Source organism: Frigoribacterium sp. PvP032 (assembly GCF_017833035.1).
Taxonomy (GTDB): domain Bacteria; phylum Actinomycetota; class Actinomycetes; order Actinomycetales; family Microbacteriaceae; genus Frigoribacterium.
This window is the reverse complement of record NZ_JAFIBM010000001.1, coordinates 961,746-986,992: the sequence shown is the minus strand read 5'-3', so window position 1 is coordinate 986,992 and position 25,247 is coordinate 961,746. Positions and strand designations below refer to the sequence as shown.

The following is a 25,247-nucleotide window of genomic DNA, read 5'->3' as shown; positions in this document are numbered from 1 at the left end:
CGGTCACGCCTCGGCGGCGGCCCGCCCGCGCACCGCGTCGACGTGGGCCTGCATGGCCGTCCCCGCTGCGTCCGGGTCGCCCGAGTCGAGCGCGTCGCGCACTGCCCGGTGCTCGCGGATCGCGTGGTCGGCGTCGCTGACGCCCAGCCCGCCGAACATCCGGAACCGCTGCGCCTGCCCGCCGAGCGACTCGAACGCGCGGTGCAGGAACGGGTTCGCGGCCTGCTGCGCGATCAGCTCGTGGAAGGTCTCGTCGGCCTCCCAGTAGGCGTGGTACTCGGCGAAGGTCGGCCCCTTCGGCGCCTCGGCGAGACGGGTCACGGTCTCGTCGAGGGCCGAGATGAAGGCGTCAGTGCGCCGGGGAGCGGCGAGCCGTGCGACCGCGGGCTCGATGACGCCGCGCGCGTGCATGAGATCGTCGAGCTCGGCGCCGGTCAGCAGCGGAGCCGCCCGGTAGCCCCGCAGGGCAGCTCGGGTGACGAGACCGGTCGACTCGAGTCGCGCCAGCGCCTCCCGGATCGGCGTCTGCGACACGTCGAGGTCGCGAGCCAGGGCGTCGATGTTGAGCGGCGTCCCCGGGGGCAGCGTGTCGTCGAAGAGCCTGCGGAGCAGCTCGTCGTAGACACCGTCCGACAAGGACACCCGCTTCGGTCGGCGCTGTCCGTCGGTGGCTGGCATCCGCCCAGTGTTCCACACGCCGGGAACGGTCGTCTTTCCTATAGGCAAGCTCATGACGCCCGCTGTCCCGTGATGCGTGAGGAACGAAGGGAGGCGGCGAGCGCCTCGTCGAGGACGCTCGCCACCCCGGCGACGTCGTGGGCACGCCTCCCGAGGAAGAGCCCGTCGACAGCCGGCGCCGTCGCCGCCAGCAGTCCCGGCCCGGCGCTGCCCCCGTAGACGAGCCGCGCACCGGCGACTCCCTCGGGCAGTCCCGCCCTGAGCGTCTTCGCGACTCCCACGACGTGGTCGGCGGGTGCCGGCTTCGCCGCCCCGATGGCCCAGACGGGCTCGTGGGCCACGACGAGCGGCCCGTCGCCCGCGGCGGCGGCGACCTGGGCCAGGCACGACGCCGCGGCCTCCACGGGGCCGACCCGTGTCTCCTCCCCCACGCAGAGCCACGGCACGAGCCCCGCCTCCCGGCTGCGCAGGACCTTCTCCGCGACCACCGCGTCCGTCTCGCCGAGCAGCCTGCGACGCTCGGCATGGCCGACCTCGACGTACGTGACGCCCAGGTCTGCGAGGAGCGACGCGACGTCCTCGCCGGTCACCGCGCCTCCGGCGAAGCGGCTGACGTCCTGCGCCATGATCGCGACGCCCGTCCCGTCCAGCAGCCGGACCGCCGCCTCGAGCAGCGGCGTCGAGGGGGCCACGACGAGCTCGACCGCACCGCTGCGCACCGCCACGTGGTCCCTGGCCAGGTCGGCCAGCTCCGCCAACCACCCGAGGGTGCGCGCCCTCGAGAGGTACGCCTTGGTGCTGATCCCGACGAGCACGGTCAGGGCTGGCGGACGGCGCGACGGCCGGCCACCGCGATGGCGACGTCGAGCGCACGCTGGCTCGACGTGACACTGGCGACTCCCGTCCCGGCGATGTCGAACGCCGTGCCGTGCGCGGGCGTCGCGATGACGACGGGCAGGCCGCCCTGCACGGTGACCCCGCCGTCGAAGCCGAGCAGCTTGATGGCGATCTGGCCCTGGTCGTGGTACATCGTGACGATGCCGTCGTAGCGCTCGCGGGCACCGACGAAGATCGTGTCCGAGGGGAACGGACCGACCACGTCGATCCCGCCTGCGGCAGCATGGGCCACGCCGGGGGCGATCACGTCGATCTCCTCCCGGCCGAAGATGCCGTTCTCGCCGTTGTGCGGGTTGAGACCGCAGACGCCGAGCCTGGGGTGCGCGACGCCCGAGTCCCGCAGCAGCTCGTCGAGCAGCCGCACCGCGTCGACGACGCCCTGGGTCGTGATGCGGTCGGCCACGTCGCGGATCCCGATGTGCGAGGTGACCCGCGCCGTCCAGAGGCCGGGGATGATGTTGATCTCGCTCGTGACGCCCTCGCTGCGCAGCTCCTTGGCGAACCAGCGCAGCTCGTCCTCCTCGGTCATGCCGCCGAGGTGGAGGCTCGTCTTGTTCAAGGGCGTGAACACGATGGCGCCGACCTCGCCCGCGTTGGCCAGGTCGATGGCCCGCCGCAGCTGGTGCAGGGCGCGCTCCCCCGCCTCCTTGCTGACCTGGCGCGGGGGGATGGGATCCGCCGGCGCCGACCCGTCGTCGAGCAGCATGGCGAAGCCGGGCCGGGGCACGTCGCTGAGCGGGATCGTCACGCCGATCACGGCGGCCGCGGCGTCGAGCTCGGCGCGGTCGGCGAGCACCAGGATGTCGGCGGCCTCGAGGTTGGCGGGATCGGCGAGGAGGCGGGCGGCGAGCTCGGGCCCGACGCCGGCGGGGTCCCCGAGGGTCAGGGCGATGCGGGGACGTGGCGCGACGCCGTCTGCGGCCTCGTCGCGGTGGTGGCTGGCGGAGGCAGGTGTGCTGACGGTCATGCTGCGGATCCTTCCGGGGATTCCTCGTACGAGCTGATGGCGTCGACCTTGGCGGCCGACGCGCTGGTGGGGTCGAAGCGGTGGTCGAGCCACTCCGAGGCGAGACGGCGCGCGAGCTCGATGCCGACGACGCGCTGCCCGAAGCAGAGCACCTGGGCGTCGTTCGAGAGCACGGCTCGTTCTACCGAGAAGCCGTCGTGCGCTGTCACGGCACGGACCCCTGGCACCTTGTTCGCGGCGATCGCCACCCCGAGCCCGGTGCCGCAGACCAGCAGGGCACGGTCGGCACGGCCGTCGGCGACCATCCGGGCGGCCTCGACCGCGACGTGCGGGTACGCGGTGTGCCCGTCGGGGCCGACGCCGACGTCGACCACGCTCGCGACGCGGTCGTCGCCCTCGAGGTCGGCGCGCAGCCTCTCCTTGTACTCGAAGCCGGCGTCGTCGCAGCCGACGACGATGCGCAGTGGTTCTCTCACGGGTCAGGCCTCCTGGCTGGTCTGGATCAGGGTCGGGGTCGGTGTCGGTGTCGGTGTCGGGGCGTCGGGTGCCGCGATCGGGATCGCCGTCTCACGAGCGACGACGCCGGCGATGCGCGAGAACGAGACGGCGCCCGCGTCCGGGTGGCCGACGCTCTTCTCGGCGAGGGGCCGGGCACGGCCGAGGCGGGGGCGGAGGTGCGCGGTCGCGTCGGCCGCCTCGTCGGCTGCCTCTGCGGCACGCGCCCACGCGTCCGGCAGGTCCAGGCCGTCCGCCGCCGCCCGGTGCAGGGCATCGACCAGGGGGACGAACGCGTCGACCAGGGTCTTGTCGCCGACCTCGGCGCCGCCGAGACGCTGTATCGCCGCGAGTCCCGCCGCGGCGGCGCGTGCCGAGGCCCGCGGATCACGGAGATCGGCCTCGGCGGCCAGGGCGGCCCCGGCGCTGGTGAGGCAGACGCCCCAGAGCGCGCCCGAGGTGCCCCCGGCGTGCTCCGCCCAGCCCTCGCCGGCCTCGGCCAGCACCGTGGAGACACCGGCCCCGCGCTCGACGGCCGCACGAGCCGAGGCCAGAGCCGCGGTGATGCCGCGCGCCATGCCGATCCCGTGGTCGCCGTCGCCGGCCACCGCGTCGAGGCGCCCGAACTCGTCCTCGGACGCCACCACCATCTCCGCGACGCGTTCGAGCCCCGCCAGCAGGGGGCCGCCGACGCGGGCGTGACGCAGGTCGTCGACCGGGAGCACGGCAGGCACCTCGTCGGGCGCGCGGTCGTCCCCGGTGCGGTCGTCGTGCGTCTCGACGGCACCCTTGCGGAAGGCGGGGCTCGAGGCGGGGCTCCCCCAGAGCTGCTCGAGCTCGGCGTCGACCCAGAAGAAGGTCGCTGACACGCCCGACATGTCGAGGCTCGTGACGAGCTCGCCGACCTCGGGCTGCACGATGGTCACGCCCGCCTCGTCGAGCAGGCGCGCGACGTGGCCGTAGAGCACGAAGAGCTCCTCGTACTTGTAGGTGCCGAGGCCGTTCAGCAGGACGACGACCCGGTCTCCAGCGTCCTCGGGCGCCTCCGCGAGCAACGAGCCCACCAGCAGCTCGGCCAGCTCGCGAGCCGACGGCAGGTCCGCCTCGCCGACGCCGGGCTCGCCGTGGATGCCGAGGCCGATGGACATGCGCCCCTCCGGCACGGTGAAGAGCGGCTCGGTCGCTCCCGGCAGGGTGCAGCCCGAGAACGCGACCCCGAAGGAACGGGTGCGGTCGTTCGCGCGGCGCCCGAGCTGCTCGACGCGGTCGAGGTCGTGGCCCGCCTCGGCCGCGGCGCCGAGCACCTTGAACACCGTGAGGTCTCCGGCGATGCCCCGGCGCTTCGCGATCTCGTCACGACCGCCGCTGGCGATGTCGTCGGTCACGGCGACGACGCGCACGTCGACGCCCTCCGCCCGGAGGCGCTCGGCGGCCTGGCCGAAGTTCAGCACGTCCCCGGCGTAGTTGCCGAACGACAGCACCACCCCTCCGCCGCGCTGGACGGCCCGCGAGACGCGGCAGACCTGGCCGGCCGACGGGGAGGCGAAGATGTTGCCGTAGGCCACGCCGGCGGCCAGGCCGGGACCGACGAGCCCGGCGAAGGCCGGGTAGTGGCCGGAGCCGCCGCCGACGACGACCGCGACCTGGCCGTCGGCCAGGCGGTCGCGTCGCACGACGCCGCCGTCCACGCGGCGGAGCGACCCGTGGGCGGCCGCGAAGCCGTCGAGGGCCTCGTCGGCGAACGTCGTCGCGTCGTACTCGAGGATGGTCATGACACCATCTCCTCTCTCTGGTCGGTGACGGAGGAGGCGACCAGCGCCTCCTGCTCGTCGAGGACGGCCATCCGCGCGGCACTGGGCAGCACCCGGCGGAGGTAGTCCCTGTTCAGGGCGGCGACGGAGAGCCCGTCCCCGCCGTAGTGCTCACAGACGAAGGTGCCGCGGAAGCCCGCCTCGACGGCGTCGCGCACGGCGTGCCGGTAGTTGATGAGGCCGAGCTCGAGCGGAGCCGGCAGGGCCGTGTAGGTGCCGGTGGCCGGGTCCTCGTCACGGTGGTAGTTCTTCACGTGCCAGTAGTTGGCGTGGGGCAGGGTCGCCGCGAGCGTCTCGCGCCAGTCGTCGATCGGGCGGTGCAGGCGCACGAGGTTGCCGACGTCGGGGTTGAGCCCGACGTTGTCGAGTCCCACCTCGGCCACGAGGCGCACCGAGCTCGCAGCGGTCCCGAGGTAGGTGTCCTCGTACATCTCGAGGGTCAGGTCGAGTCCGAGCTGGGCCGCGTGCCGTCCGAGCTCCGAGACTCGCTGCACGGCGAGCCGCCAGTTCTCGGGGTCGTCGGGCGCGTCGACCTCGCCCTGGGCCGTCCAGAACCAGAGCCGTTCGCGTTGCTCGGGCGTGAGGGGCCGGTGGAAGCCGATCGACACGACGCCTGCTCCCAGCCGGGCCGCGGCCTCGAGGGTGCGGTGGCTGTACGCGAGGTTCTCGGAGCCGGTCGCCGGGTCGATGACGCTCGACCGGACGACGCACACGCTGGTGAGGTCGACCCCCGCGGCCCGGCCGGCGGCGGCGAGCTCGTCGAGCCGACGGCCCGGAAGGTCGCCGACGCGCAGCCAGTTGTCGTTGATCTCGACGAGGTCGAACCCGGCCTCCGCGATCTCCTCGAACGAGGCCTGCCACACCTCGGGCTCGGCGTCGAGGGTGCTCGTGCCGTCGCGGCCGACGGCGGGGAACTGGAGCATCGCCGCGGCGATGGGCCAGTCCGCACGGGAGGGGCTCATCGTCCCGCCTCGTCCCGCGCGTGCTCGCGAGCCTCGGCCGCGTCGGGGTCGACGGCGGCAGCTCCGCGAGGGCCTCGACGGACCGCGAACCGGGCGGCCAGCTTGGGGCCGACCATGAGCAGCAAGGCGAAGAGCAGGATGCCGACGCTGATGGGGCTCTGCAGCAGCACCAGGAAGCTGCCCTGGCCGATCGCCGACGTCTGCACGAGGGCCTTCTCGAACAGCGGGCCGAGCACGAGGCCCAGCACGAGCGGCGCCATCGGCAGGTCCAGCTCCTTCATGACCCAGCCGACGACTCCGAAGATCAGCACGAGCACCACGCTGAACATGTTGTTGCTGACCGAGTACGCGCCGACGAAGCTCGTCAGCAGGATGATCGGGTACAGGTAGCCGTAGGGGATGCGGAGCATCTGCGCGAAGACCGGCGCGAGCGGCAGGTTCAGCACGAGCAGCATGACGTTGCCGATGAAGAACGAGACGAGCAGGCCCCAGATCAGCGTGGACTGAGTCTCGAACAGGCGCGGGCCGGGCTGCAGCCCGTAGACCGTGAAGGCGCCGAGCAGGACTGCGGTGGTGCCGCCGCCCGGGATGCCCAGGGCGAGGGTCGGCACGAAGTTGGCGTTCGCGGCGGCGTTGTTGGCGCTCTCGGGGGCCGCGACACCCTCGATGGCGCCCTTGCCGAACATCGCCTTGCGGGGCGACACCCGCTTCTCGATGCCGTAGGCCATGAACGAGGCGAGGGTCGAGCCCGCGCCGGGCAGGATGCCGAGCACGAACCCGATGCCGCTGCCGCGGAGGATCGGACCGGCGCTGCGCTTCAGTTCGCTGCGGCTGATGACCATGTCGCGGAAGCGGGTGCGGATCGGGGCGTCGGCTCCGCGACGGATCTGGTGCAGCACCTCGCCCACTGCGAACAGGCCGATCATCACCTCGATGAAGGGGATGCCGCTCAGCAGGTTGATGCTGCCGAACGTGAAGCGGGCGTCGCTGAACCCGGTCGCGACGCCGACCGTCGAGATGAGCAGGCCGGCGGCCGCCATCATGAGGCCGCGGGACAGCGAGCCGCCCGCGAAGCTCACGACGATGACGAGGCCCAGGATCATGATCGCCAGGTTCTGGACCGGGCCGAAGTTCAGGGCCAGGTCCGCCAGCGGCGGTGCGAGCCACATCAGCAGGGCCAGCGAGATGATCGCGGCGACGAACGAGCCGATGGCGCTGATGGCGAGGGCCGAGCCGGCCTTGCCGTTCTTGGCCATCTGGTAGCCGTCGAGCGTGGTGACCACGCTGGCGGCTTCCCCCGGCGTCGAGATGAGGACGCTGGTGATCGTGCCGCCGTACTGCGCGCCGTAGTAGATCCCTGCGAGCATGATCAGCGCGGTGACCGGTTCGAGGGTGAGGGTCAGGGGGATGAGGATGGCGACGCCGGTGGTCGAGCCGAGGCCGGGCATGAGCCCGATCACGGTGCCGAGCAGGACGCCGATGAAGCACCACAGCAGGTTCTCGGGCGTGAACGCCGTCGAGAAGCCGAGGACGAGGTTGTCGATCATGAGGGCCAGTCCCTAGATGAGGCCCAGCAGGCCCTGGGGCAGGGGCACGCTGAGGAGGGCGACGAAGACGGCGTAGGTGACCGCGCCGGCGGCGAGCGCCACGAGGGCGGAGGGGAGCACGCGGCGGCGCTCCACGAAGACGGCGACCACGAAGAGCAGCAGCACGAAGGCGAGCAGGAACCCGACGACCTGCACCATGACCAGCGTCACGACCACGAGGCCGAGCACGACGGCGAGCATGCGGTTGCGCTGGCGCTGCGTGCGGCCGAGGATGTCGACGCCGGCGGCGTCGTCGGCGCCGGCGAGGGGCGAGTGGATCGACTGCGTGCTCGTGGTGGGGGCGCCCGGGTCGAGGGGGTCGCCGAGAACGACGCCGTCCGCGGGGCGCGACGCGGTGTCGAGGATGAGCTCGGCCTGCGTGGGCCGGTCGGACCGGCGACGGAGGCGCCCCACCAGGTCGAGGACCGCGAAGACCGCGACCAGGCCGCCGGCCATCGCGGGCAGGAAGCCCGGGCCGATCTCGCCGCCCTCGACGGTCACGCCGTAGCCGAGGCCCCCGAGGAGGGCCGCGACGCCCACGGCCGCGAGGACGGCGCTGGCGGCGAGGCCGCCGCGCTGCGCCGCGGTCACTCGCCGAACACCTTCTCGAGGTCGGCGGTGTTCTCGCCGAGGTACGTGGTGAACTCGTCGCCGTACTGTGCGTTGGGCTGCAGGTAGTTGCTCTCGACGTACTCGGTGTAGGCGTCGCTGTCGGCGTAGGCCTGGCCGGCGTCGATCCAGAACTGCTCGGCCTCCTCGCTGATGCCGCCCGGCGCGATGAAGCCCCGGAACTGGGCGAAGGCGACGTCGATGCCCTGCTCGGCGGCCGTGGGGATGTCGGCCAGCTCGTCGTACTCGTAGCGGTCCTCCGCCACGGCGCAGAGCGCCTTGAGGTCACCGGCCTCGAGCTGGGCGATGACCTCGGCCGGGTTGAGCGACGCGACGTCGACCTGCCCGCCGAGCAGGCCCGTGAGCACCTCGCTGCCCGACTCGAAGGGCACGCGGTCGAACTCGACGCCCTCCTCCTGCTCGATGAGCGTGAAGACGATCTCGTCGAGAGACGTCGAGCCCGAGACTGCGGCGACGACGCGCTCGTCGGCGGCGGCGTCGACGACGTCGGTGCAGGTGTCGTAGTCGCTGTCGGCGGGCACGACGATGAGCGTGAAGTCGTCGCCGACCTTCATGATCGGCGTGAAGTCCTCGTAGGTGAACTGCACGTCCTGGGTCACGGGCAGCGCGAGCATCGCGGTCTCCGCGGCGAGGAGCAGGTCGTTCCGGCCCTCCTGCCCCAGGAAGTACGAGTAGCCGATGGCACCGGAGCCGCCCTCGCGGTTCTCGACGCTGACGTTCAGGCCGGTGCCGCCCTCGAGGCCGGAGGCGATGGCCCGCCCGGAGAGGTCGCTGCCGCCGCCCGCGCCCATGGGCACGAGCATGGTGACGTTGCCCTCGGGCACGCCGTCGGAGGATCCTGCGCCCGCGGCGGAGCCGCAGGCCGTAAGGCAGAGCAGGGACGCCGCGGCCAGGCCGGCGACGAGGGGGGTACGTGACTTCATCGTCTTGATCTCCAGTGATCGGTTCCACCCGGGTGCAGACCACCCGCTTCGGCAACTATCGCATATCCTATCGGATCTACGCCAGTCCGATCTCGAGATGCAAGTGGAGGCAGCCTGCACTTGACGTCGTCGACCAGCCCTCGTCATCATGCAGGGAGGATCGACGGCGACCGGCCGCCGGCAGCCTCGAGAGAGTCGGCCCCGATGCCCACCACGATCTTCGTCAACCTGGCCGTCAGCGACCCGTCCCGCTCACGCGCGTTCTTCGAGTCGCTCGGCTGGTCCGTCAACGAGGGCTTCAGCGACGAGAACGCCGTGAGCATCGTCATCAGCGACACGATCACCGCCATGTTGCTCACCCGCGAGTTCTTCGCCGAGTTCACGAGCAAGTCGATCATCGACGCCACCACCTCGACCGAGGTGCAGCTCGCCCTCAGCGCCGAGAGCAAGGAGGAGGTCGACGCGATCCACGAGAAGGCCCTCGCCGCGGGCGCGACGCCCGCGGGCGAGCAGGACCACGGCTTCATGTACTCGAAGAGCTTCGACGACCTCGACGGCCACCACTGGGACTTCGTCTGGATGGACCAGGAGGCGGCAGCCGGCGGCGCCCCGGAGATGACCGTCGACGAGATGCGTGCGAACACGACCCACAGCTGAGCTGCGCCCGGCTCGCTGCCGGCACGACGACGACGACGGGCAGGTCAGGGGGCGACGTCCGACACCGACGACGCACCCGAGCCGAGCGCGCCGGTCACGAGGGCCTGCACGAGGCGGTCGGCGTCGTACCCCGGGTCGGTCGCAGCCCCGATGCAGAGGTTGCCGACACCCCTGAGGAGGCTGTACCCGTCCAGGGGCGCGTCGCCGTCGAGCCCGTGATGCAGGCGGGCCGCCTCCAGCAAGGAGGCGCAGACCGGGACGAGGCGGCCGACGAAGTAGGTGTGAAGCGCGTCCGACCCCGCGTCGTCGCCGTGGAGCGCGCCGGGCAGGCCGTGCTTCGTCACGAGGAAGTCCACGAACAGCGCCACCCACTCCCGCAGCGCCGCCTCCGGGGACGCGCGCTCGGCGAGGAGGCGCGGGCCGGCCTCGGCACACGCCTCGACCTGGTGCCGGTAGACGGCGACGACCAGCGCCGGACGGGTCGGGAAGTGGCGGTAGACCGTGCCCACCCCGACACCGGCCCGGGCGGCGATCTCCCGCACGGGCGCGTCGACGCCGGACTCGACGAACACCGCGGCCGCGGCGTCCAGCAGGGCCTGAGAGTCCTGCCGCGGGCGGCCTGGCGGCCTCGTGCGCACGGCGGATCCATCGTCGTCCTGCGGGTCGGTCATGCCGCCTCCTTCGCATCACGGGTCGCGCCCTTGCTTAACGGAACAATGTTCCGTAACGTTGCGGAGCATCGCTCCGATACCCAGTGTCGCAGAGCACGCTCCCAGGAAGGAAGCACCATGCCCTCATCCACCACCACTGCTCTCGACAGCGTCGTCGGGGCGGCGAGCCCCGTCGTGTCCGTCGCCCCCGTCGCGCTGTCGGCCCCCGGCCGCCCCGTCCCGCTGGAGGTGCGCGTGTCCGCGCCCGCGACCGGGACGGACCTGCCCGTGATCGTGTTCTCGCACGGCAACGGGTGGGACCTCGACGGCTACGCACCCCTGACGGCGTTCTGGGCGTCGCACGGCTTCGTCGTCGTCCAGCCCACGCACCTGGACTCCCGCCGGAACGGGTTCGGCCCCGACCACCCCGTCTTCCCCACGATCTGGACCGAGCGGATCTCGGACCTGACGCGCGTCCTCGACCAGCTCGACACCGTCGAGGCTGCCGTCCCGGGCCTCGCCGGCCGCGTCGACCGCAGCCGCGTCGCTGTGGCCGGTCACTCCTGGGGCGGGCAGACGGCACAGTCGCTGCTCGGCGCGCGCATCCTGGACGACGAAGGAGGCGTCGGCCCGGACAGGTCCGACGCTCGCGTCACCGCGGGCGTCCTGCTGGCCGCCACCGGTCTCGCCGGCGACGACCTGGCCCCGTTCGCCCAGGCGAACTTCCCCTTCATGCGCCCCTCCTTCGCCGAGCTGACGACACCGACGTTGGTCGTGGCCGGCGACCACGACCAGTCGAGGATGTCCCGTCGCGGGCCCGACTGGTTCACGGACGCCTACGTGCAGAGCCCCGGCACGAGCGACCTGCTGACGCTGCACGGCGCGGAGCACTCCCTGGGCGGGATCGTCGGCCACGAGGTCGCCGAGACCACCGACGAGAGCCCCGAGCGGGTCGCCGTCGTCCAGCGCCTCACCACCGCGTGGCTCCGCACCGCGCTGCACGTCGACGACGGCAGCTGGGCGGCAGCCCGCGACGCCTTCGGGGCCGGTGCCGAGCCGATCGGCCGCGTCGACAGCAAGTGACGGCGATCCCCGGCGCCAGGGGTTGCGTGCCGGGCGCGTGCCGCATCACGTTCCGAGCGTCCCGTCGCGCGACGGCAAGACGGGACGCTTGGAACACGACGCGACACCGCCGCGAAGGAGGCGCGGTGCGCGTACCCGTCCGCGGGGCCCGCGTTCGTCAGCCGACGACGTCCGCGAGGGGCAGCGTCAGCTCGAGCGTCGTCCCTGCTGCCGAGGACGAGGCCACGCGGACGCTGCCGCCGTGCCGCAGGGCGATCTCGCGGACGAGCGCGAGGCCGATGCCGAAGCTGGGGCGGCTGGTCTGCCCTCCGCCAGCCGGAGCAGTCGGGACAGACGACGAAGTCGGACCAGTCGGCGCCGACTCCGACCGCGCGAACCTGTCGAAGACGCGCGTCGGGTCGATGCCGGTGATCCCCGGTCCCTGATCGGTGACCGTCAGCACGACCGAGCCGGCCCGCACCTGGGTCGACACGGTGATCGTGGATCCCCGCGGCGCGTGGCCGAGGGCGTTGTCGACGAGGGCCAGCACGACCCGGCGGAGGCTCGCGGGCGGCACGCGCACCCGAGCAGCGACCCCGGCGACCGCGTCCTGCACGAGCGCGACCCCGCCCTCCTCCGCGAGCACCGACATCGACCGCAGGACGTCAGCGACCGTGTCGTCGAGCGGTGCGGACCCCTGCTCGGTCGCTCCCCCGGCAGGGTCGCTCCCCGCCGCCTCGAGCAGGTCGCCGACGATGTCGACCAGGGCCCTGGAGTCGTCGCGGAGCCTCGCGAGATCGGCGGTGACGTTCTCGTCGGCGGTCGCCGCGCCTCCGGCGATCTTGCGCTGCAGCGCCTGGAGGCGGGCGTCCAGCACGGCCAGGGGCGTCCGCAGCTCGTGGCTCGCGTCCGCGACGAACTGGCGCTGCAGCCGCAGGGCCTCGCCGAGCGGCCGGACGGCACGCCGGGCGATGACGACCGTCACGAGCCCGGCGAAGACGACGCCCGCCACGCCGAGCACGACAAGGCCGGCGACGACGTCCGTGGCCGAGACGAAGACCTCGCCCTGGCCGGCGGCGGCGACCTGCTCGAGACGCTCCTGCGGGACGGTCTGGTGCAGCACCCACGCGATCGTCAGCGCGAGGGCGCCGACGACGACGAGGCCGGAGACGAGCACGATCTGCCGGCCGATCGACCGGGCGGCGGCCTGCAGCGCCGCAGCCTCGGGGTCGGCCGCACGAACGGGATCGGGAAGGGCCTGGGCCGCAGCGCGACCTCGCCCGTGACCTCGCCCGCGACCTCGCAGCCCGCTCACAGCGCCCCCACCCGGTACCCGCGCCCGCGCACGGTCAGCACGACGTCGCGGTCGATCTTGCGGCGCAGGTAGCTGACGTAGGTGTCGACGGTGCCGAGCTGCTCGCCGTGCGGGAACACGCGGGAGAGCAGGTCCGCCCGGTCGAAGGTGTGGTCGGGGCGCCGCGCGAGCTCGGCGAGCAGTGCGCTCTCGCGTTCGCTCAGCACGACGCGACTCGACCAGGGCGTGACGACGATGCGGCTCTCGGGGTAGAGGCGTGCCTCGCCCACGTCGAGCCAGCGCTCCTCGGCGGCGAACGACCGCGTCAGGGCCCGCAGCCGGGCGAACAGCTCGTCGAACTCGAACGGCTTGACGAGATAGTCGTCGGCCCCGCCGTCCAGCCCCGCGACGCGGTCGGCGGTCGTGCCGAGCGCGGTCAGCATCAGCACCGGGGTCGTCACGTGCTCACGACGGAGAGTCGCGACGAGCTCGGTGCCCTCGAGCCCCGGGAGGCGCCGGTCGACGACGAGCACGGCGTGCCCACCAGCTCGGGCGGCGTCGAGCCCGCGTCGGCCGTCCACCACGAGGTCGACCTGCCAGGCCTCGCCGAGCACGTCGGCCACGATGGGCCCGAGTCCAGGGTCGTCCTCGACCAGCAGGAGGCGCGGGCGCGTGTCAGGACCGGTCACCCACCGCCTCCTCGTCTCTGGTCGTCGTCGCCTCGGCGTCGTTCGAGGCCCGGGCGGCGTGCGCACGCCGCAGGGCCGCGACCACGATCGGCAGCACCGACACGACGACGAGCCCGACGGCGAGCAGGTCGATGTGGTCTGCCACGAACGGTAGGCCACCGAGCAGCGATCCGAGCACCGTCATGCCGACGGCCCAGAAGAACGCGCCGGTGAGGTTCCAGACGACGAACCTGCGGTACGGGTAGCCGCTGGTGCCGGCGGCGAGGGGCACGAAGGTGCGGACGACGGGCACGAACCGGCCGAGCACGAGCGCCTTGCCGCCGTGCCGCTCGAAGAACGCCTCGGCCTGCTCGAGGTGCGCCGTCTTGAGCACGCGGGCGTCGGGGCGGAACCAGCGACGCCCGAACCGGTGGCCGAGGAAGAACCCGACCTGGTCGCCGGCCGCCGCCGCGAGGAAAGCACAGAGGGCGATCACGGCGACGCTGAGCCCGAGGCTCTGGTGCAGGAGGCCCGCGGTGACGAGCAACGAGTCGCCGGGAAGGAAGGGGAACAGCAGGCCCGACTCGACGAAGATCATCAGCGAGAGGCCGCCGAGGGCCCACGGGCCCATGCCGGCGAGGAGCGTCTGGGGGTCGAGGATGCTCATGAGCGGGTCCGTCCTGGGTCGGTGGTCGGGGAGGAGTTCGGCGCCGAGGGCTCGACGGGGTGGGCCGGCCGGGACCGCTTCTCGACCTGGTCGACCAGACGCAGCCACGGCGGCAGCAGCATCGCCACCACCGAGCAGCCGAGCACGACCGAGGCGACCGTGTCGCTCGGCCAGTGCACGCCGACCCACACGCGCGACAGCCCGACGCCGGCCACGGCGAGCGCCGCCGCCACGATCACGACGGGTGCCCCGCGCCGCCCCCGGGCGAGCAGGACGACCGCCAGCGCGAGGCCGGTCGCGAGGGCAGTGTGCCCGCTCGGGAACGAGAACGAGTGCGGCTCGATGATGAGGGGGTCGACGAGCAGCCCGGGGTCGGGCCGGTCGCGCTGCACGACGAGCTTGACCAGCTCGGCTGCGGCCCACGGCCCGACCGCGACGCCGAGGACCGTCAGGGCCGCCGCCGCGCGACGGCTCACGACCCACACCGCCACGACCAGCAGCAGCACGAGGGCCGCGCCGAGCTGGGGGCCGAGCAGCCGGTCGACGAGCAGCGCCGCCCCGTCGAGCACCGGTGCGTGCGCGCGGCTCGCGTGCTGCACGAGGTCGAGGTCGACCTCGCTCACGCCGCCGGCGCCCGAGGTGATCAGCAGCCCCGCGACGACGACGCCGACGATGCCGGTCGCGCCCCACGCCGCCCACGCCCGGTCGTGGACGACCGCTCGGACGGCGGGGAACAGAGGAGGCGCGGTGCGGCCACGAGGGAGCGCCGACGAGGGCGGACGGCGCAGGACGGTCATGCGCCGAGGCTCCGCCCGGCCGTCCCAGAAACCGCCCAGACGAGCTGGCCGGCCGACCCGCGCCTCCTCGGCTGGGCGTCTGGGCGGTTTCTGGGAGGCGACCCGTGACGGTCGTGGCATGACGACACGCGCTGTCCCCGCCGAGGCCACGGCCTCCGGACGCCGGGCCCTGCTCAGCAAGGTCCCCGAGATCACCCTCGCGTTCTGGGTGATCAAGGTGCTCTGCACCACCGTCGGCGAGACGTTCGCCGACTTCCTCGCCGACGGCCTCGGACTCGGGCTGACCGTGACGAGCGTCGTGATGGCGGCCCTGCTCGTGGGGGCGCTCGTCGTGCAGTTCCGGTCGCGGGCCTACGTGCCCATCATCTACTGGCTCGCCGTCGTGCTGATCAGCGTCGTCGGCACCCTCCTCACCGACACGCTGACCGACTCGCTCGGGGTCAGCCTGTGGGTCTCGACAGCCGTCTTCGCGGTCGCGCTGGCCGTCGTGTTCGTCGTCTGGCACCGCGTCGACGGCACCCTGTCGATCCACGAGGTGACGACCCCGCGTCGCGAGTCGTTCTACTGGGCCGCCGTGCTGATGACGTTCGCGCTCGGCACCGCGGTCGGCGACCTGCTCGGCGAGCAGCTCGCGCTCGGCTACCTGCAGTCGGCCCTGCTGTTCGCGGCGGCCATCGCCGTCGTCGCCCTGGCCCACAGGTTCGCCGGCGTCGGGTCGGTGCTCGCCTTCTGGGCGGCGTACGTCCTCACCCGGCCGCTCGGCGCCTCCGTCGGGGACTTCCTGTCGCAGCCGGTCGCCGACGGCGGGCTCGGCCTCGGGTCGACGGTCACGAGCGTGGTGTTCCTGGCCGCGATCGCGGCCCTCGTCGTCGTGCTCACGGCGCGACGACCGGCGCGACCCGCGCTGCGCGTCTGACCGCCCCCTCTCCCCTCTTCCCCCCGAACTCCCGCCCCCTCGAGAAAGAAGACCCCGTGGACTGGCAGATCAACGGCCTCCCCGTGCACCCCCTCATCGTCCACGTCGTGGTCGTCGCGTTCCCCACGGCGGCGCTGCTGCTGCTCGTCGGCGCGTTCTGGCCAGCGCTCCGTCGACGGCTGGGCCTCATCACCCCGCTCGTCGCGCTCGTCTCGCTGATCGCCGTGCCGCTCGCGACGTCGTCGGGCGAGTCGCTGGAGGAGCGGGTCGGCCACAGCGCCCTGCTCGAGACCCACACGCAGCTGGGCGACACCCTGCTGCCCTGGGCCATCGCGGTGTTCGTCGTCGCCGGCGGGCAGTGGGCGTGGCAGCGCTGGGTGCTGACGCCGGAGGCGCAGCGCCCGCGGCCGGCCCTGCGGCACGACATGCGCCTGATCGTCGGTGCCGTGCTGACGGTGCTGGTCGTGGGCACCAGCATCGGCGGGATCGTCACGACCGTCCGGATCGGTGACTCGGGCGCGAAGGCCGTCTGGTCCAACTCCTCGGGCGGGTGACCCCAGGTCGCGCGCGCGCGGGGTGAGCCCGTGCCCTGGGAGAAACTGGTCAGCGCTCGCTGTATAGTCAGCGCATGCTGACCCTTCCGTCGCGTGTCGACGTCATGAACCGCCTGGGACGCGCCATGGCCGACCCGACCAGGTCGCGCATCCTGCTGCAGCTCCTCGACGAGCCCGGCTACCCCGGCGCCCTGGCCGACCAGCTCGGGCTCACGCGCTCGAACGTCTCGAACCACCTCGCCTGCCTGCGGGGCTGCGGCATCGTCGTGGCCGTGCCGGAGGGCCGGTCGACGCGGTACGAGATCGCCGACGCGCACCTCACGAAGGCGCTGACGGCCCTGGTCGACGTCGTGCTCGCCGTCGACGACGGAGAGCCGTGCGCCGACGACGCCTGCGACGTCCCGTTCTGCTGCGGGACCGGCGCGTGACCGCCACGGCGGGCACGTCCGCGCCAGCCGCGCCGCGCCTCCTCGGGTCGGCCCGTCGGCCGGTGCTGCAGCGACGCATCAGGATCATCGTCGCCGTCACGATCACCTACAACGTGATCGAGGCGATCGTCGCGATCGCCGCCGGCACCGTCGCCTCCTCGACCGCCCTGGTCGGCTTCGGCCTGGACTCGATCGTGGAGGTGCTGTCGGCCGCCGCGATCGCGTGGCAGTTCGCCGCCCCCGACCCGGAGAAGCGCGAACGGGTCGCGCTGCGCGTCATAGCCGTGTCATTCTTCGGCCTGGCCGCGTACGTGTCGGTCGACGCGGTCCTGGCCCTGACCGGCGTCCGCGAGCCCGACCACTCCCCCGTCGGGATCGTGCTGGCCGCGGCGAGCCTGGCGATCATGCCGTTCCTCAGCCTGGCCGAGCGCCGCACCGGCACCGAGCTGGGCTCGGCCTCGGCGGTGGCCGACTCCAAGCAGACCCTGATCTGCTCGTACCTGTCGGCGGCCGTCCTCGTCGGCCTCGTCCTCAACCTCGCGTTCGGCTGGACCTGGGCCGACCCCGTGGCCGGGCTCGTCATCGTCGTCTTCGCCGTGCGCGAGGGCCTCGAGGCCTGGCGTGGCGACTCCTGCACGACCCCCGTCTCGGCCCTGACGGGCGAGCGCCAGGTCGAGGCCTGCGACTGCTGCTGAGCCGCGGGGCCCATGGTCCCGTGTGGCGCCTCCCGGGTCGCGTCTCCCGTGCCGCGTCTCCCGGGCCGCGCCTCCCGTGTCACATCACGTTCCGAGCGTCGCGTCCCGCCGTGACGCGACGTGATGCCCGGAACGTGATGCGGCACCGCCGTCCCGCTCAGGAGCCGAAGGCGCGAGCTCCGGCGAGGAGCCGCTCGAAGGCCGCCTCCGTCGCCGGGTCGACCTCGCGACGCGAGGCGTCGCCGTCGTACCACTCGACGAGCTCGCGCGCGCCCGTGGCCCACGACGTCGTCGCCTGCCAGCCGGGGACGAACGCCTTGACCTTCGCGTTGTCGAACACGACCGAGTGCGCCTTGTCGCCCAGGAGCCCTGGGCCCCACTCCGGCTCGACGGCGGCGACGCTCTCGCTCGCCACGTGGACGAGCGCCGGGTCGTCGACGCCCGCCGCGGCGGCGAGGGTCGTGTAGATCTGGTTCCAGGGCAGGGCCTCGTCGGAGGTGATGTGGAAGACGTCGCCGACGGCGGCCGGCAGGCCGAGCAGCCCGACGAACGCGCGGGCGAAGTCGGTGTGGTGGGTCAGCGTCCAGAGCGACGTCCCGTCGCCGGGGACGACCACCTCGCGGCCGCGTCGCATCCGGTCGACGACGGTCCAGCCGCCGGTCACGGGGATCGAGGTGCGGTCGTAGGTGTGCGACGGCCGGACGATCGTGACGGGGAAGCCGGTCTCCCGGTAGGCGCCGACGAGCAGGTCCTCGCAGGCGATCTTGTCCCGGGAGTACTGCCAGAACGGGTTGCGGAGCGGAGACGACTCACGGATCGGCAACGCCGCGACGGGCTTCTGGTACGCCGACGCCGAGCTGATGAAGACGTACTGACCGGCCCGACCGGTGAAGAGGTCGATGTCGGCCTGGACCTGGTCGGGGGTGAACGCGACGAAGTCGACGACGACGTCGAACGACCGGTCGCCGAGGGCCCGGCGGATCGACGCGGGATCGGACACGTCCCCCGTCAGCACCTCGACCCCAGGAGGCGTGGGCCGGGTCGACGACGACCCGCGGTTGAGGACGGTGAGGTCGTGGCCGAGCTCGACGGCTCGGGCCGCGGCTGCCGAGCTGATGATGCCGGTGCCGCCGATGAACAGGACTGTCAACGCTGACATGAGGGAGTCTTCTTTCTTCGTGGAGGACTGCCCCAGTCTGCTCGTTCCGCCGCGGGCCGGGACGACCGGTCAGTTGCGGGCGCGGCTGGCGTGCGACCGTGCCTTCATCCTGTTGCCGCAGGTCGCCATGGAGCACCACTTGGCGGTGCCGGGGCGGCTGTGGTCGACGAGGAACAGGTTGCACTCGTCGTTCGCGCAGGCTCGGAGCCGCCCCGGGAAGTCGGCGAGCACGGACGACCACGCGAGCACGGCGGCCGTCGCGAGACGATCGTCGTCCGCCGCCTGCAGCTCCCAGCGCACGCCGTCGTGCGTCACCTGGGGGGTGCGCACGGCGCCCTCGACGACGGCCGCGAGCTCGTCGACGGCCGGGGACCCGGTCTCGGCCTCGGCCCCAGCCCCAGCCCTTGTCCCGCGGATCACGGCCTGCAGAGCCCCACGGGCGCGGCGGAGCTGGGCGACCTCGTCGGCCGTGCCGACGCCGCCCCAGCTCACGGCGAGCTCCCGACCGGAGGCGCCCGCGAGGTCGTCCGTCGGGCGGCCGTCCACCACCGGGGCGCTGTTGAGCACGGCCAGCAGCAGCTCCTCGTCCGTGAGCATCGTCCCCGTCCTCTCCGCACCGTTCGGCACGTGGACTCATGCTACCGTCGCCTAACCAGTAAAACAAACCAAAGGGGTTAGACATGGTCGCCGTCCACCACCGCACCGTCTCCGTCGACGGGCTCGACGTGTTCTACCGGGAGGCAGGGCCCGTCGACGCACCCGTGCTGCTCCTCCTGCACGGGTACCCGTCGAGCTCCCACATGTTCCGTCACCTCATCCCGGCTCTGGCCGACCGCTACCGCGTCGTGGCGCCCGACCACATCGGCTTCGGCCGCTCGTCCGCGCCGTCGGCCGACGAGTTCGAGTACACGTTCGCCGCGCTCGCCGAGGTGACCGCGCGGTTCCTCGCCACGCTCGGCATCGAGCGGTACACGGTCTACGTGCAGGACTACGGCGCCCCGATCGGCTGGCGCCTCGCCCTCGCCGACCCGTCCGCCGTCACGGGCGTCATCTCGCAGAACGGCAACGCCTACGAGGAGGGCTTCGTGCCGAGCTTCTGGGACGGCATCTGGGCCGACGCCGCCGAGCGGACGGACGAGACCCGCGACGCGCTCCGCCCAGCCCTCGGTCGAGAGGCCGTCGAGTGGCAGTACACCCACGGGGTGCCCGCCCCGTCGACGGTCGACCCCGACGCGTGGGAGCACGACCTCGCACTCCTCGCCCGCCCCGGGCAGGGCGACGTGCAGCTCGACCTGTTCCGCGACTACGCGACCAACCGCGAGCTGTACCCGGCTGTGCACGACTGGCTCCGCACCTCCGGCGTCCCCGTCCTGGCCGTCTGGGGACGCAACGACGAGATCTTCGCCGCCGCCGGTGCGCGCGCGTTCGAGCGCGACGCCCCGGGCGCCCGTGTCGAGCTGGTCGACGGCGGGCACTTCCTGCTCGAGTCGCACCTCGACGAGGTGGTCGACACGATCAGGGCCTGGCTCGCTGACCAGCGCTGACCAGCGCTGACCCGCCGAGACTGCCCGCACGTCACGTGCCCGACGGAGAATGGACCATGATCAGCGATCTGAGCCTGCCCGTCGTCCTGTCCGCCCGCGGAGCAGACGTGCTCGTCCGGCGTGCTGAGCCCGGCGACCTCCATGCCGTCATGCGACTGCTCGCCGACGACCCTGTCAGCGCCGGCCGGGGCGACGTCGCCAGCGGGGAGGACGAGGGCGCGTACTCGTCGGCGCTGAGCCGCATCCTCGACGACGCGGGCAACGACCTCGTCGTCGCGGTGGACGCGGACCGGGAGGTGGTGGGCACGCTGCAGCTCACGGTCATCCCCGGCATGGCGAGGCGAGGGAGCACCCGGCTGCTGGTCGAGGCGGTCAGGGTCGACAGCACGCGGCGCTCCTCCGGCATCGGCGGCGCGCTCATGAGATGGGTCGTGGAGGAGGCGGCTCCCGAGCTCCGCGCGCCGCTCGTGCAGCTCACGTCGGACGCCGCTCGCACAGACGCCCACCGGTTCTACCTCAGGCTCGGCTTCGTCGACTCCCACGTCGGCTTCAAGTACGCCGTCACGCTGCCCGGCTCCTGAGCCCGCAGCGCCGCGACGGCGCTGCGGCGAAGCCAGGTGAACTGCGGCCGACGACACCTCGTACGGTTGATCCATGGACCCGTTGACCAGCGCCGCCCTCTTCGCCGTCATCACGAGCGCCCTTCTCTACGCGCTCTACTGGGTCATCCGGCGTGCCGTCGCAGCCGGCATCAAGGATGCCGAGGAGCGCTCGTAGGCCGATCCCCGCGGTGGACACCGAGACCTGCGCGTGAGTACGACGTCGCTGGGCAGCTCCCCGAAGAGGCGGTGTCCCTGCCCGATCTGGACGGGGGCGACCGCTGCCGTGTCCCGATCGTGCCACGCTCCGGGACCTTGACGATCCCGCGTCCGTGATCGGGTCGGCACCTCCGGGAAGATCCTGGCGCGCATCGGATGGCGATCGTTCCGCGGACGCCGCCTGGACGACGACGGCTGCCTACGCTGGCGTCTCGAAGATGATCTCCAAGCCGTCTTCCTCGTCCCACTGCTCGCCGTTCTCGACGAACCCGTAGCTGTCGACGAGCTCGAGTGACGCCGCGTTGTCCGGGCTGATGGTGGCACGGACAGTCCGCACGTCCGGGTGCCGCCGCGCGACTGCGAGAAGGGTCTCGAGCGACTCTCGTGCATAGCCTCGACGCCGGAACCCCGGGTCCACACGGTAGCCGACCTCCACCATGCCGGCCGCGTCCGGGGCCCCGTGGAATCCGGCCAGTCCGACGGGAACCGTGACGCGGGGATCGACGATCAGACGAGTGATCCAGGCTGCGTCGCCGGGGCGTTCTCTGATCTGCTGGCTCCTCATGCGCCACAACCCGACGCAGTCTGGCCCTGCGAGATAGGGCGAGACGTGCTGCACGGGGAGCGACGCCGACTCGCCCGTAGCCAGCCCGTGCAGGACACCTTCGGGCACGACGTCCAAGTGGATCTGCGACCGCTCAGGCTGGGGGTGACCCCACGGGGAGCTCGTGATCGTCATCGACGGCAGCCTGACACATCCCCGGTGCGCCCGGCCGCCGATCGGGTGTCGGGATCCTCTTCCGTCAGGCAGACGTGTGGGAGCTCGATACTGATGTCATGGCATCACCACTCGTCTCCGACATCGCTCACTCCGGTCTCACCGTGGCCGACCTCGACGACGCGTTGGTGATGTGGTGCTCCGGTCTCGGGTTCGTGCTCGAGCGCACCTTCACGCTCGACGGGGAAGTCACGGCGGCGACGACCGGCGTCCGCGGTTCCGTCATCCGCGCAGCGACGGTGACACTCGGCCCCCACCGGGTAGAGCTGCTGCAGTACGACCCGCCCCGACTGCTCGAGTCTGCCGGCTCGCCCGCACACGTCGGCACCGTGCACATCGCGCTCACGGTCTCCGACCTCGATCGTGTGCTCGAGCTCTGCGCTGGACACGGCTGGAGACCAGTCGGGACACCTCACCTGATGACTGGTGGCGCCCGAGCCGGCACACGCATCATCTACCTCGAAGGCGCCCGTGGTGGATTCCTCGAGCTGATCGCGCCCCCACAGCTCCCGTAGTCCGCGTCGGCTGTCGGATCTCGTCCGGTTCGCCCACCCGGCGAGGCAGGTCGTGGCCGTCAGGCGAGGCCGAGCACGATGCCGCCGAGGGCCGCGACGGCGACGACCGCCCACGCAGGTGCCCGCCACGCCTGCAGGAGCCCGAAGCACACCAGCGCCAGGCAGAACGGCCCGGGATCGAGGACGCCCGTCGTGCCGACGAGGTCGAGGAGCGCGGCCACGAGCAGCCCGACCACGGCGGCGTTCGCCCCGCGCATCCCGGCCCGCACGCCCACGTGCGACCCGATGCTGTTCCAGAACGGCGCGACGCCTATCACCAGCAGGAACCCCGGCGTGAAGATCGCGAGCGTGGCCAGAAGCGACCCTGGTGCGCCTCCGGGGCCGAGGTCGGCGACGGCACCGAGGTAGCTCGCGACCGTGAAGAGCGGGCCGGGCACGGCCTGCGCGAGGCTGTACCCGGTGAGGAAGACCTCGTCGCTGACCCAGCCGGGCTCGACGAGGCCTGTGTGCAGCAGCGGCAGCACGACGTGGCCGCCGCCGAGCACGAGGGCGCCGGCGCGGTAGAAGACGTCGACGAGCGCCACCGCCTCCGAACCCGTGATCCTGGCCAGCGCCGGGAGCCCGACGAGCAGCGCGGCGAAGACCGCGAGGCACGTCACCCCCGTGCGACGCCGGACAGGGAAGCGCAGGGGCTCGTGATCCGAGCCTGGCGCGGGGCGGGAGAACGCCAGCCCCGTGAGCACGCCGACGGCGATGGCCGAGAGCTGCCCGACCGCGCCCGGCAGCCCGAGCGTCAGGGCGACGGCGATGACCGCGACGGAGGCGCGGACCGCGTCGGGCGCCAGCGACCGTGCCAGCCCGGTCACGGCGTGCGCGACGACCGCCACGGCTCCGATGCCGAGGCCGGCGACGAGGGCGCGGCCGATCGGCCCGTCGACCCTGCCCACCTCGACGGCGAGGAAGAACAACAGCAGGGCAGACGGCAGCGTGAAGGCGACGAACGCGGCCAGGGCCCCGAGCGGCCCGGCGCGAACGAGGCCGAGCGCGAAGCCGACCTGGCTCGACGCCGGCCCCGGCAGGAACTGTGCGAGGGCGACGAGGTCGCCGTAGGCACGGTCGGTCAGCCACCCGCGGCGCTCGACGACTGCGGAGCGGAAGAACCCGAGGTGCGCCACGGGTCCGCCGAACGACGTGAGCCCGAGGACGCCGAAGACCCGGGCCACCTCTCCGGCTGGCCCACGGCGGCCGGGGGCGACGCCGGTCGAGCTCACGCGTCGACCTCGTCCAGCGCGGACCACGGGGTCACGTCCCAGGATCGGCCACAGAGTGAGCAGAGGGCCTCGTGAGGCGCGTCGGGGTCGTGCGCGTCACGGACAGCGGGTCGCCCCGCGCTGAGTCCGACTCCCCCGCACTCGTCGTCGACGCACGCCAGCAGGACCATCAGGCCATGCTGCGCCTTCGGCCAGCCTCAGACCGTGACGATCAGATGAATTCTCCTGTGCCAGCCCCTACCGGACCTGGTGACCCAGGGCAGCGTGCCTCCGGTGACCTCGCGCTGACAGCTCAGGTCGACGTGCGCCTGCGCGCCGAGCGCGGCGGGGCGGCGCGGAGGTGCGTGCTCACGAGGCCGAGGATCCGGGCGAGGTGTTCGGCGTCGTCGTTCGTCACCGGAGCGAAGAGGAGACCGCGGACGGTCTCGATGTGTCCAGGGAAGACCTCGGCGAGGACGTCACGGCCTGCCCTCGTGAGGGCGACCACGGTGCTGCGCTCGTCGTCGGGCGAGGGAGAACGGACGACGAGGCCGCGCTGCTCGAGCAGCTGCGCCTGGTAGGTCAGTCCGCTCCGGCTGTGGACCACCCCGTCCGCAAGATCCGTCATTCGCTGACGCCCCTCCGGGTCATCGCCCAGGCGCGCGAGGAGCTGGAACTGCACGTAGCTCAGCCCGCCTGCTTCCCGCAGCTGCTTCTCGACCGAGGGCCGGAGGAGCGCGCTGACCTCGGTGAAGGCGAGGTAGGCGGCGAGCTGGGCCGGCGTGAGGGCGGGCGAGGGTTCGGACATGTCCCGAGCTTACCTGTTGCTTCCAGTTCGAAGTAGTGCTACGTTCACGGTATTGCTTCGAACTCGAAGCACATGACGAAGTAGATCATCATGAAGGCAGTGCGTTTCGAGCAGATCGGTGGACCCGAGGTCCTCCAGCACGTCGAGGTCGAGCAGCCCGCTCCCGGGGCGGGTGAGGTGCTCGTCCGGGTGGCAGCATCCGCCTACAACGCGGCCGATGCGGGCATGCGGGGCGGCTTCCTGCCCATCCCGGTGGCGCTCCCCCATGTGCCCGGCTACGACGTGTCGGGGACGATCGAGGCGCTCGGCGACGGCGTAGAGAGCCTGAGCGTCGGCGACGAGGTCGTCGGCTTCCTGCCGATGGAACGCGACGGAGGCGCCGCCGAGTTCGTCGTCGCACCGGCCGACGCCCTCGTCACCGCCCCGACGAGCATCCCCCTGGCCGACGCGGCGGCCCTGCCGTCCGTGGCCCTTACGGCGTGGCAGGCCCTCGTCGACGACGGCGGTCTCCAGGCCGGCCAGCGCCTCCTCGTCGTCGGGGCCGGCGGTGTCGTCGGCAAGTACGCGATCCAGCTCGCCAAGCGTCTCGGCGCCCACGTCATCGCGACGGCGAGCCCCCGCAGCGCCGACGCAGTCCGGGCCGCCGGTGCCGACCAGGTCGTCGACCACACGGAGACCGACGTCATCGGCGCCCTCGACGGCCAGGTCGACGTGCTGCTCAACCTGGCACCGCTCGACCCGGCGCAGTTCGAGGCCGACGTCGCCGCCGTGCGCGACGGCGGCGTCGTCGTCAGCACGACCGCCTTCATCGCCACCCCCGGCGACGAATCGCGCGGCGTCCGCGCCGCGACGGTGTTCGTGCGGCCGAACCACGACCGCCTCGAGCAGCTCGGCGCCCTCGTCGACGCCGGCGATCTGACGGTCGAGGTGACCAGGCGCATCTCCCTGGCCGAGCTGCCGGCGCTGCACGCCGAGGCGGCAGCAGGCCGCATCGCCGGCAAGGTGATCGTGCTCCCTTGACAGCCACGAGGATGGGAA

Annotated in this window: 30 protein-coding genes; 11 read left to right on the top strand and 19 right to left on the bottom strand. The window is 72.7% G+C overall.

All coding sequences use genetic code 11. The features are described from left to right. Positions 1-3: 3 nt before the first annotated feature. The 9 genes from JOE35_RS04530 to JOE35_RS04490 are packed head-to-tail and all read right to left on the bottom strand — an operon-like array spanning position 4 to position 8,949. Entirely contained in the window at positions 4-678 is a 675-nt protein-coding gene (locus tag JOE35_RS04530) for a GntR family transcriptional regulator (protein ID WP_192042644.1), read from the bottom strand. Between the two features lie 50 nt (positions 679-728). Beyond that, on the bottom strand, positions 729-1,493 hold the full coding sequence (locus JOE35_RS04525; RefSeq protein ID WP_307802933.1) for a triose-phosphate isomerase family protein: 765 nt from the start codon (positions 1,491-1,493) through the stop codon (positions 729-731). A 2-nt stretch (positions 1,494-1,495) separates the two neighbouring features. After that, positions 1,496-2,542 (bottom strand): 4-hydroxythreonine-4-phosphate dehydrogenase PdxA, encoded by a 1,047-nt coding sequence (locus JOE35_RS04520; RefSeq protein WP_209560046.1) that lies wholly within the window; start codon positions 2,540-2,542, stop codon positions 1,496-1,498. Further along, complete coding sequence (locus JOE35_RS04515; RefSeq protein WP_209560045.1) at positions 2,539-3,018, bottom strand: ribose-5-phosphate isomerase; 480 nt, start codon at positions 3,016-3,018, stop codon at positions 2,539-2,541. The genes JOE35_RS04520 and JOE35_RS04515 overlap by 4 nt, the downstream gene beginning before the upstream one ends. A 3-nt stretch (positions 3,019-3,021) precedes the next feature. Further along, on the bottom strand, positions 3,022-4,809 hold the full coding sequence (locus JOE35_RS04510; RefSeq protein WP_209560044.1) for a dihydroxyacetone kinase family protein: 1,788 nt from the start codon (positions 4,807-4,809) through the stop codon (positions 3,022-3,024). Next, a complete protein-coding gene (locus tag JOE35_RS04505; protein ID WP_209560043.1) occupies positions 4,806-5,810 on the bottom strand; it encodes a sugar phosphate isomerase/epimerase in 1,005 nt (334 codons plus the stop codon). Before JOE35_RS04505 ends, JOE35_RS04510 begins: the two co-directional genes overlap by 4 nt. Beyond that, the gene (locus JOE35_RS04500; protein ID WP_209560042.1) at positions 5,807-7,357 is read right to left on the bottom strand and encodes a tripartite tricarboxylate transporter permease; all 1,551 of its coding nucleotides are present in this window, start codon (positions 7,355-7,357) and stop codon (positions 5,807-5,809) included. The genes JOE35_RS04505 and JOE35_RS04500 overlap by 4 nt, the downstream gene beginning before the upstream one ends. Positions 7,358-7,369: 12 nt before the next feature. Continuing rightward, positions 7,370-7,987: a tripartite tricarboxylate transporter TctB family protein gene (locus JOE35_RS04495; RefSeq protein WP_209560041.1), complete on the bottom strand. Its 618-nt coding sequence runs from the start codon at positions 7,985-7,987 to the stop codon at positions 7,370-7,372. Further along, the gene (locus JOE35_RS04490; RefSeq protein ID WP_209560040.1) at positions 7,984-8,949 is read right to left on the bottom strand and encodes a tripartite tricarboxylate transporter substrate binding protein; all 966 of its coding nucleotides are present in this window, start codon (positions 8,947-8,949) and stop codon (positions 7,984-7,986) included. The genes JOE35_RS04495 and JOE35_RS04490 overlap by 4 nt, the downstream gene beginning before the upstream one ends. A 204-nt stretch (positions 8,950-9,153) precedes the next feature. On the opposite strand from JOE35_RS04490, the gene JOE35_RS04485 reads away from it, so the two are divergent. Beyond that, entirely contained in the window at positions 9,154-9,606 is a 453-nt protein-coding gene (locus JOE35_RS04485; RefSeq protein WP_209560039.1) for a VOC family protein, read from the top strand. Positions 9,607-9,650: 44 nt separating this feature from the next. Here the strand turns inward: JOE35_RS04485 and JOE35_RS04480 are convergent, their stop codons facing one another. Further along, entirely contained in the window at positions 9,651-10,277 is a 627-nt protein-coding gene (locus JOE35_RS04480; protein WP_209560038.1) for a TetR/AcrR family transcriptional regulator, read from the bottom strand. 117 nt (positions 10,278-10,394) lie between these two features. Here JOE35_RS04480 and JOE35_RS04475 point away from each other — a divergent pair, with 117 nt between their 5' ends. Continuing rightward, positions 10,395-11,339 (top strand): chlorophyllase, encoded by a 945-nt coding sequence (locus JOE35_RS04475; RefSeq protein WP_209560037.1) that lies wholly within the window; start codon positions 10,395-10,397, stop codon positions 11,337-11,339. Positions 11,340-11,496: 157 nt separating this feature from the next. Here the strand turns inward: JOE35_RS04475 and JOE35_RS04470 are convergent, their stop codons facing one another. From JOE35_RS04470 to JOE35_RS04455, 4 genes are read right to left on the bottom strand one after another with little or no spacing between them, the layout of a single operon-like run. After that, positions 11,497-12,633: a HAMP domain-containing sensor histidine kinase gene (locus JOE35_RS04470; protein WP_209560036.1), complete on the bottom strand. Its 1,137-nt coding sequence runs from the start codon at positions 12,631-12,633 to the stop codon at positions 11,497-11,499. Beyond that, positions 12,630-13,301, bottom strand: coding sequence for a response regulator transcription factor (locus tag JOE35_RS04465; RefSeq protein WP_209560035.1), 672 nt, complete (start codon positions 13,299-13,301; stop codon positions 12,630-12,632). The genes JOE35_RS04470 and JOE35_RS04465 overlap by 4 nt, the downstream gene beginning before the upstream one ends. Beyond that, positions 13,288-13,947 (bottom strand): DedA family protein, encoded by a 660-nt coding sequence (locus tag JOE35_RS04460; protein ID WP_209560034.1) that lies wholly within the window; start codon positions 13,945-13,947, stop codon positions 13,288-13,290. The genes JOE35_RS04465 and JOE35_RS04460 overlap by 14 nt, the downstream gene beginning before the upstream one ends. Next, a complete protein-coding gene (locus JOE35_RS04455; protein ID WP_209560033.1) occupies positions 13,944-14,744 on the bottom strand; it encodes a phosphatase PAP2 family protein in 801 nt (266 codons plus the stop codon). The genes JOE35_RS04460 and JOE35_RS04455 overlap by 4 nt, the downstream gene beginning before the upstream one ends. A 118-nt stretch (positions 14,745-14,862) precedes the next feature. Here JOE35_RS04455 and JOE35_RS04450 point away from each other — a divergent pair, with 118 nt between their 5' ends. From JOE35_RS04450 to JOE35_RS04435, 4 genes are all read left to right on the top strand, one after another. After that, the gene (locus JOE35_RS04450; protein ID WP_245186051.1) at positions 14,863-15,660 is read left to right on the top strand and encodes a hypothetical protein; all 798 of its coding nucleotides are present in this window, start codon (positions 14,863-14,865) and stop codon (positions 15,658-15,660) included. Between the two features lie 56 nt (positions 15,661-15,716). Then, positions 15,717-16,214: a DUF2231 domain-containing protein gene (locus tag JOE35_RS04445; RefSeq protein WP_209560032.1), complete on the top strand. Its 498-nt coding sequence runs from the start codon at positions 15,717-15,719 to the stop codon at positions 16,212-16,214. 74 nt (positions 16,215-16,288) lie between these two features. Next, the gene (locus JOE35_RS04440; RefSeq protein ID WP_209560031.1) at positions 16,289-16,642 is read left to right on the top strand and encodes a helix-turn-helix transcriptional regulator; all 354 of its coding nucleotides are present in this window, start codon (positions 16,289-16,291) and stop codon (positions 16,640-16,642) included. Further along, positions 16,639-17,337, top strand: coding sequence for a cation transporter (locus JOE35_RS04435; protein ID WP_209560030.1), 699 nt, complete (start codon positions 16,639-16,641; stop codon positions 17,335-17,337). The genes JOE35_RS04440 and JOE35_RS04435 overlap by 4 nt, the downstream gene beginning before the upstream one ends. Positions 17,338-17,494: 157 nt before the next feature. On the opposite strand, the gene JOE35_RS04430 is transcribed toward JOE35_RS04435, so the two are convergent. Both JOE35_RS04430 and JOE35_RS04425 read right to left on the bottom strand, forming a co-directional pair. After that, entirely contained in the window at positions 17,495-18,496 is a 1,002-nt protein-coding gene (locus tag JOE35_RS04430; RefSeq protein WP_209560029.1) for an NAD-dependent epimerase/dehydratase family protein, read from the bottom strand. Between the two features lie 69 nt (positions 18,497-18,565). Further along, a complete protein-coding gene (locus JOE35_RS04425) occupies positions 18,566-19,093 on the bottom strand; it encodes a CGNR zinc finger domain-containing protein (RefSeq protein WP_209560028.1) in 528 nt (175 codons plus the stop codon). A gap of 83 nt (positions 19,094-19,176) precedes the next feature. On the opposite strand from JOE35_RS04425, the gene JOE35_RS04420 reads away from it, so the two are divergent. From JOE35_RS04420 to JOE35_RS15815, 3 genes are all read left to right on the top strand, one after another. Continuing rightward, positions 19,177-20,040 (top strand): alpha/beta fold hydrolase, encoded by an 864-nt coding sequence (locus tag JOE35_RS04420; protein ID WP_209560027.1) that lies wholly within the window; start codon positions 19,177-19,179, stop codon positions 20,038-20,040. 56 nt (positions 20,041-20,096) lie between these two features. Further along, positions 20,097-20,621, top strand: coding sequence for a GNAT family N-acetyltransferase (locus tag JOE35_RS04415; protein ID WP_209560026.1), 525 nt, complete (start codon positions 20,097-20,099; stop codon positions 20,619-20,621). A 73-nt stretch (positions 20,622-20,694) separates the two neighbouring features. Next, complete coding sequence (locus JOE35_RS15815) at positions 20,695-20,817, top strand: hypothetical protein (protein WP_280869576.1); 123 nt, start codon at positions 20,695-20,697, stop codon at positions 20,815-20,817. Between the two features lie 240 nt (positions 20,818-21,057). Here JOE35_RS15815 and JOE35_RS04410 read toward each other — a convergent pair whose 3' ends face one another. Next, positions 21,058-21,597, bottom strand: a complete 540-nt coding sequence (locus tag JOE35_RS04410) for a GNAT family N-acetyltransferase (protein WP_209560025.1) — start codon at positions 21,595-21,597, stop codon at positions 21,058-21,060. A 98-nt stretch (positions 21,598-21,695) separates the two neighbouring features. Between JOE35_RS04410 and JOE35_RS04405 the strand changes: the two genes are divergently transcribed. Then, positions 21,696-22,151 carry a VOC family protein gene (locus JOE35_RS04405; protein ID WP_209560024.1) on the top strand — a complete coding sequence of 152 codons (456 nt, stop codon included), beginning with the start codon at positions 21,696-21,698 and terminating at the stop codon, positions 22,149-22,151. Between the two features lie 59 nt (positions 22,152-22,210). Here the strand turns inward: JOE35_RS04405 and chrA are convergent, their stop codons facing one another. After that, positions 22,211-23,422 (bottom strand): chromate efflux transporter, encoded by a 1,212-nt coding sequence (gene chrA / locus JOE35_RS04400; protein ID WP_209560023.1) that lies wholly within the window; start codon positions 23,420-23,422, stop codon positions 22,211-22,213. A gap of 292 nt (positions 23,423-23,714) precedes the next feature. Continuing rightward, on the bottom strand, positions 23,715-24,209 hold the full coding sequence (locus JOE35_RS04395; RefSeq protein WP_209560022.1) for a MarR family winged helix-turn-helix transcriptional regulator: 495 nt from the start codon (positions 24,207-24,209) through the stop codon (positions 23,715-23,717). A gap of 90 nt (positions 24,210-24,299) precedes the next feature. Here JOE35_RS04395 and JOE35_RS04390 point away from each other — a divergent pair, with 90 nt between their 5' ends. Next, positions 24,300-25,229: an NADP-dependent oxidoreductase gene (locus tag JOE35_RS04390; protein ID WP_209560021.1), complete on the top strand. Its 930-nt coding sequence runs from the start codon at positions 24,300-24,302 to the stop codon at positions 25,227-25,229. Positions 25,230-25,247 lie beyond the last annotated feature (18 nt).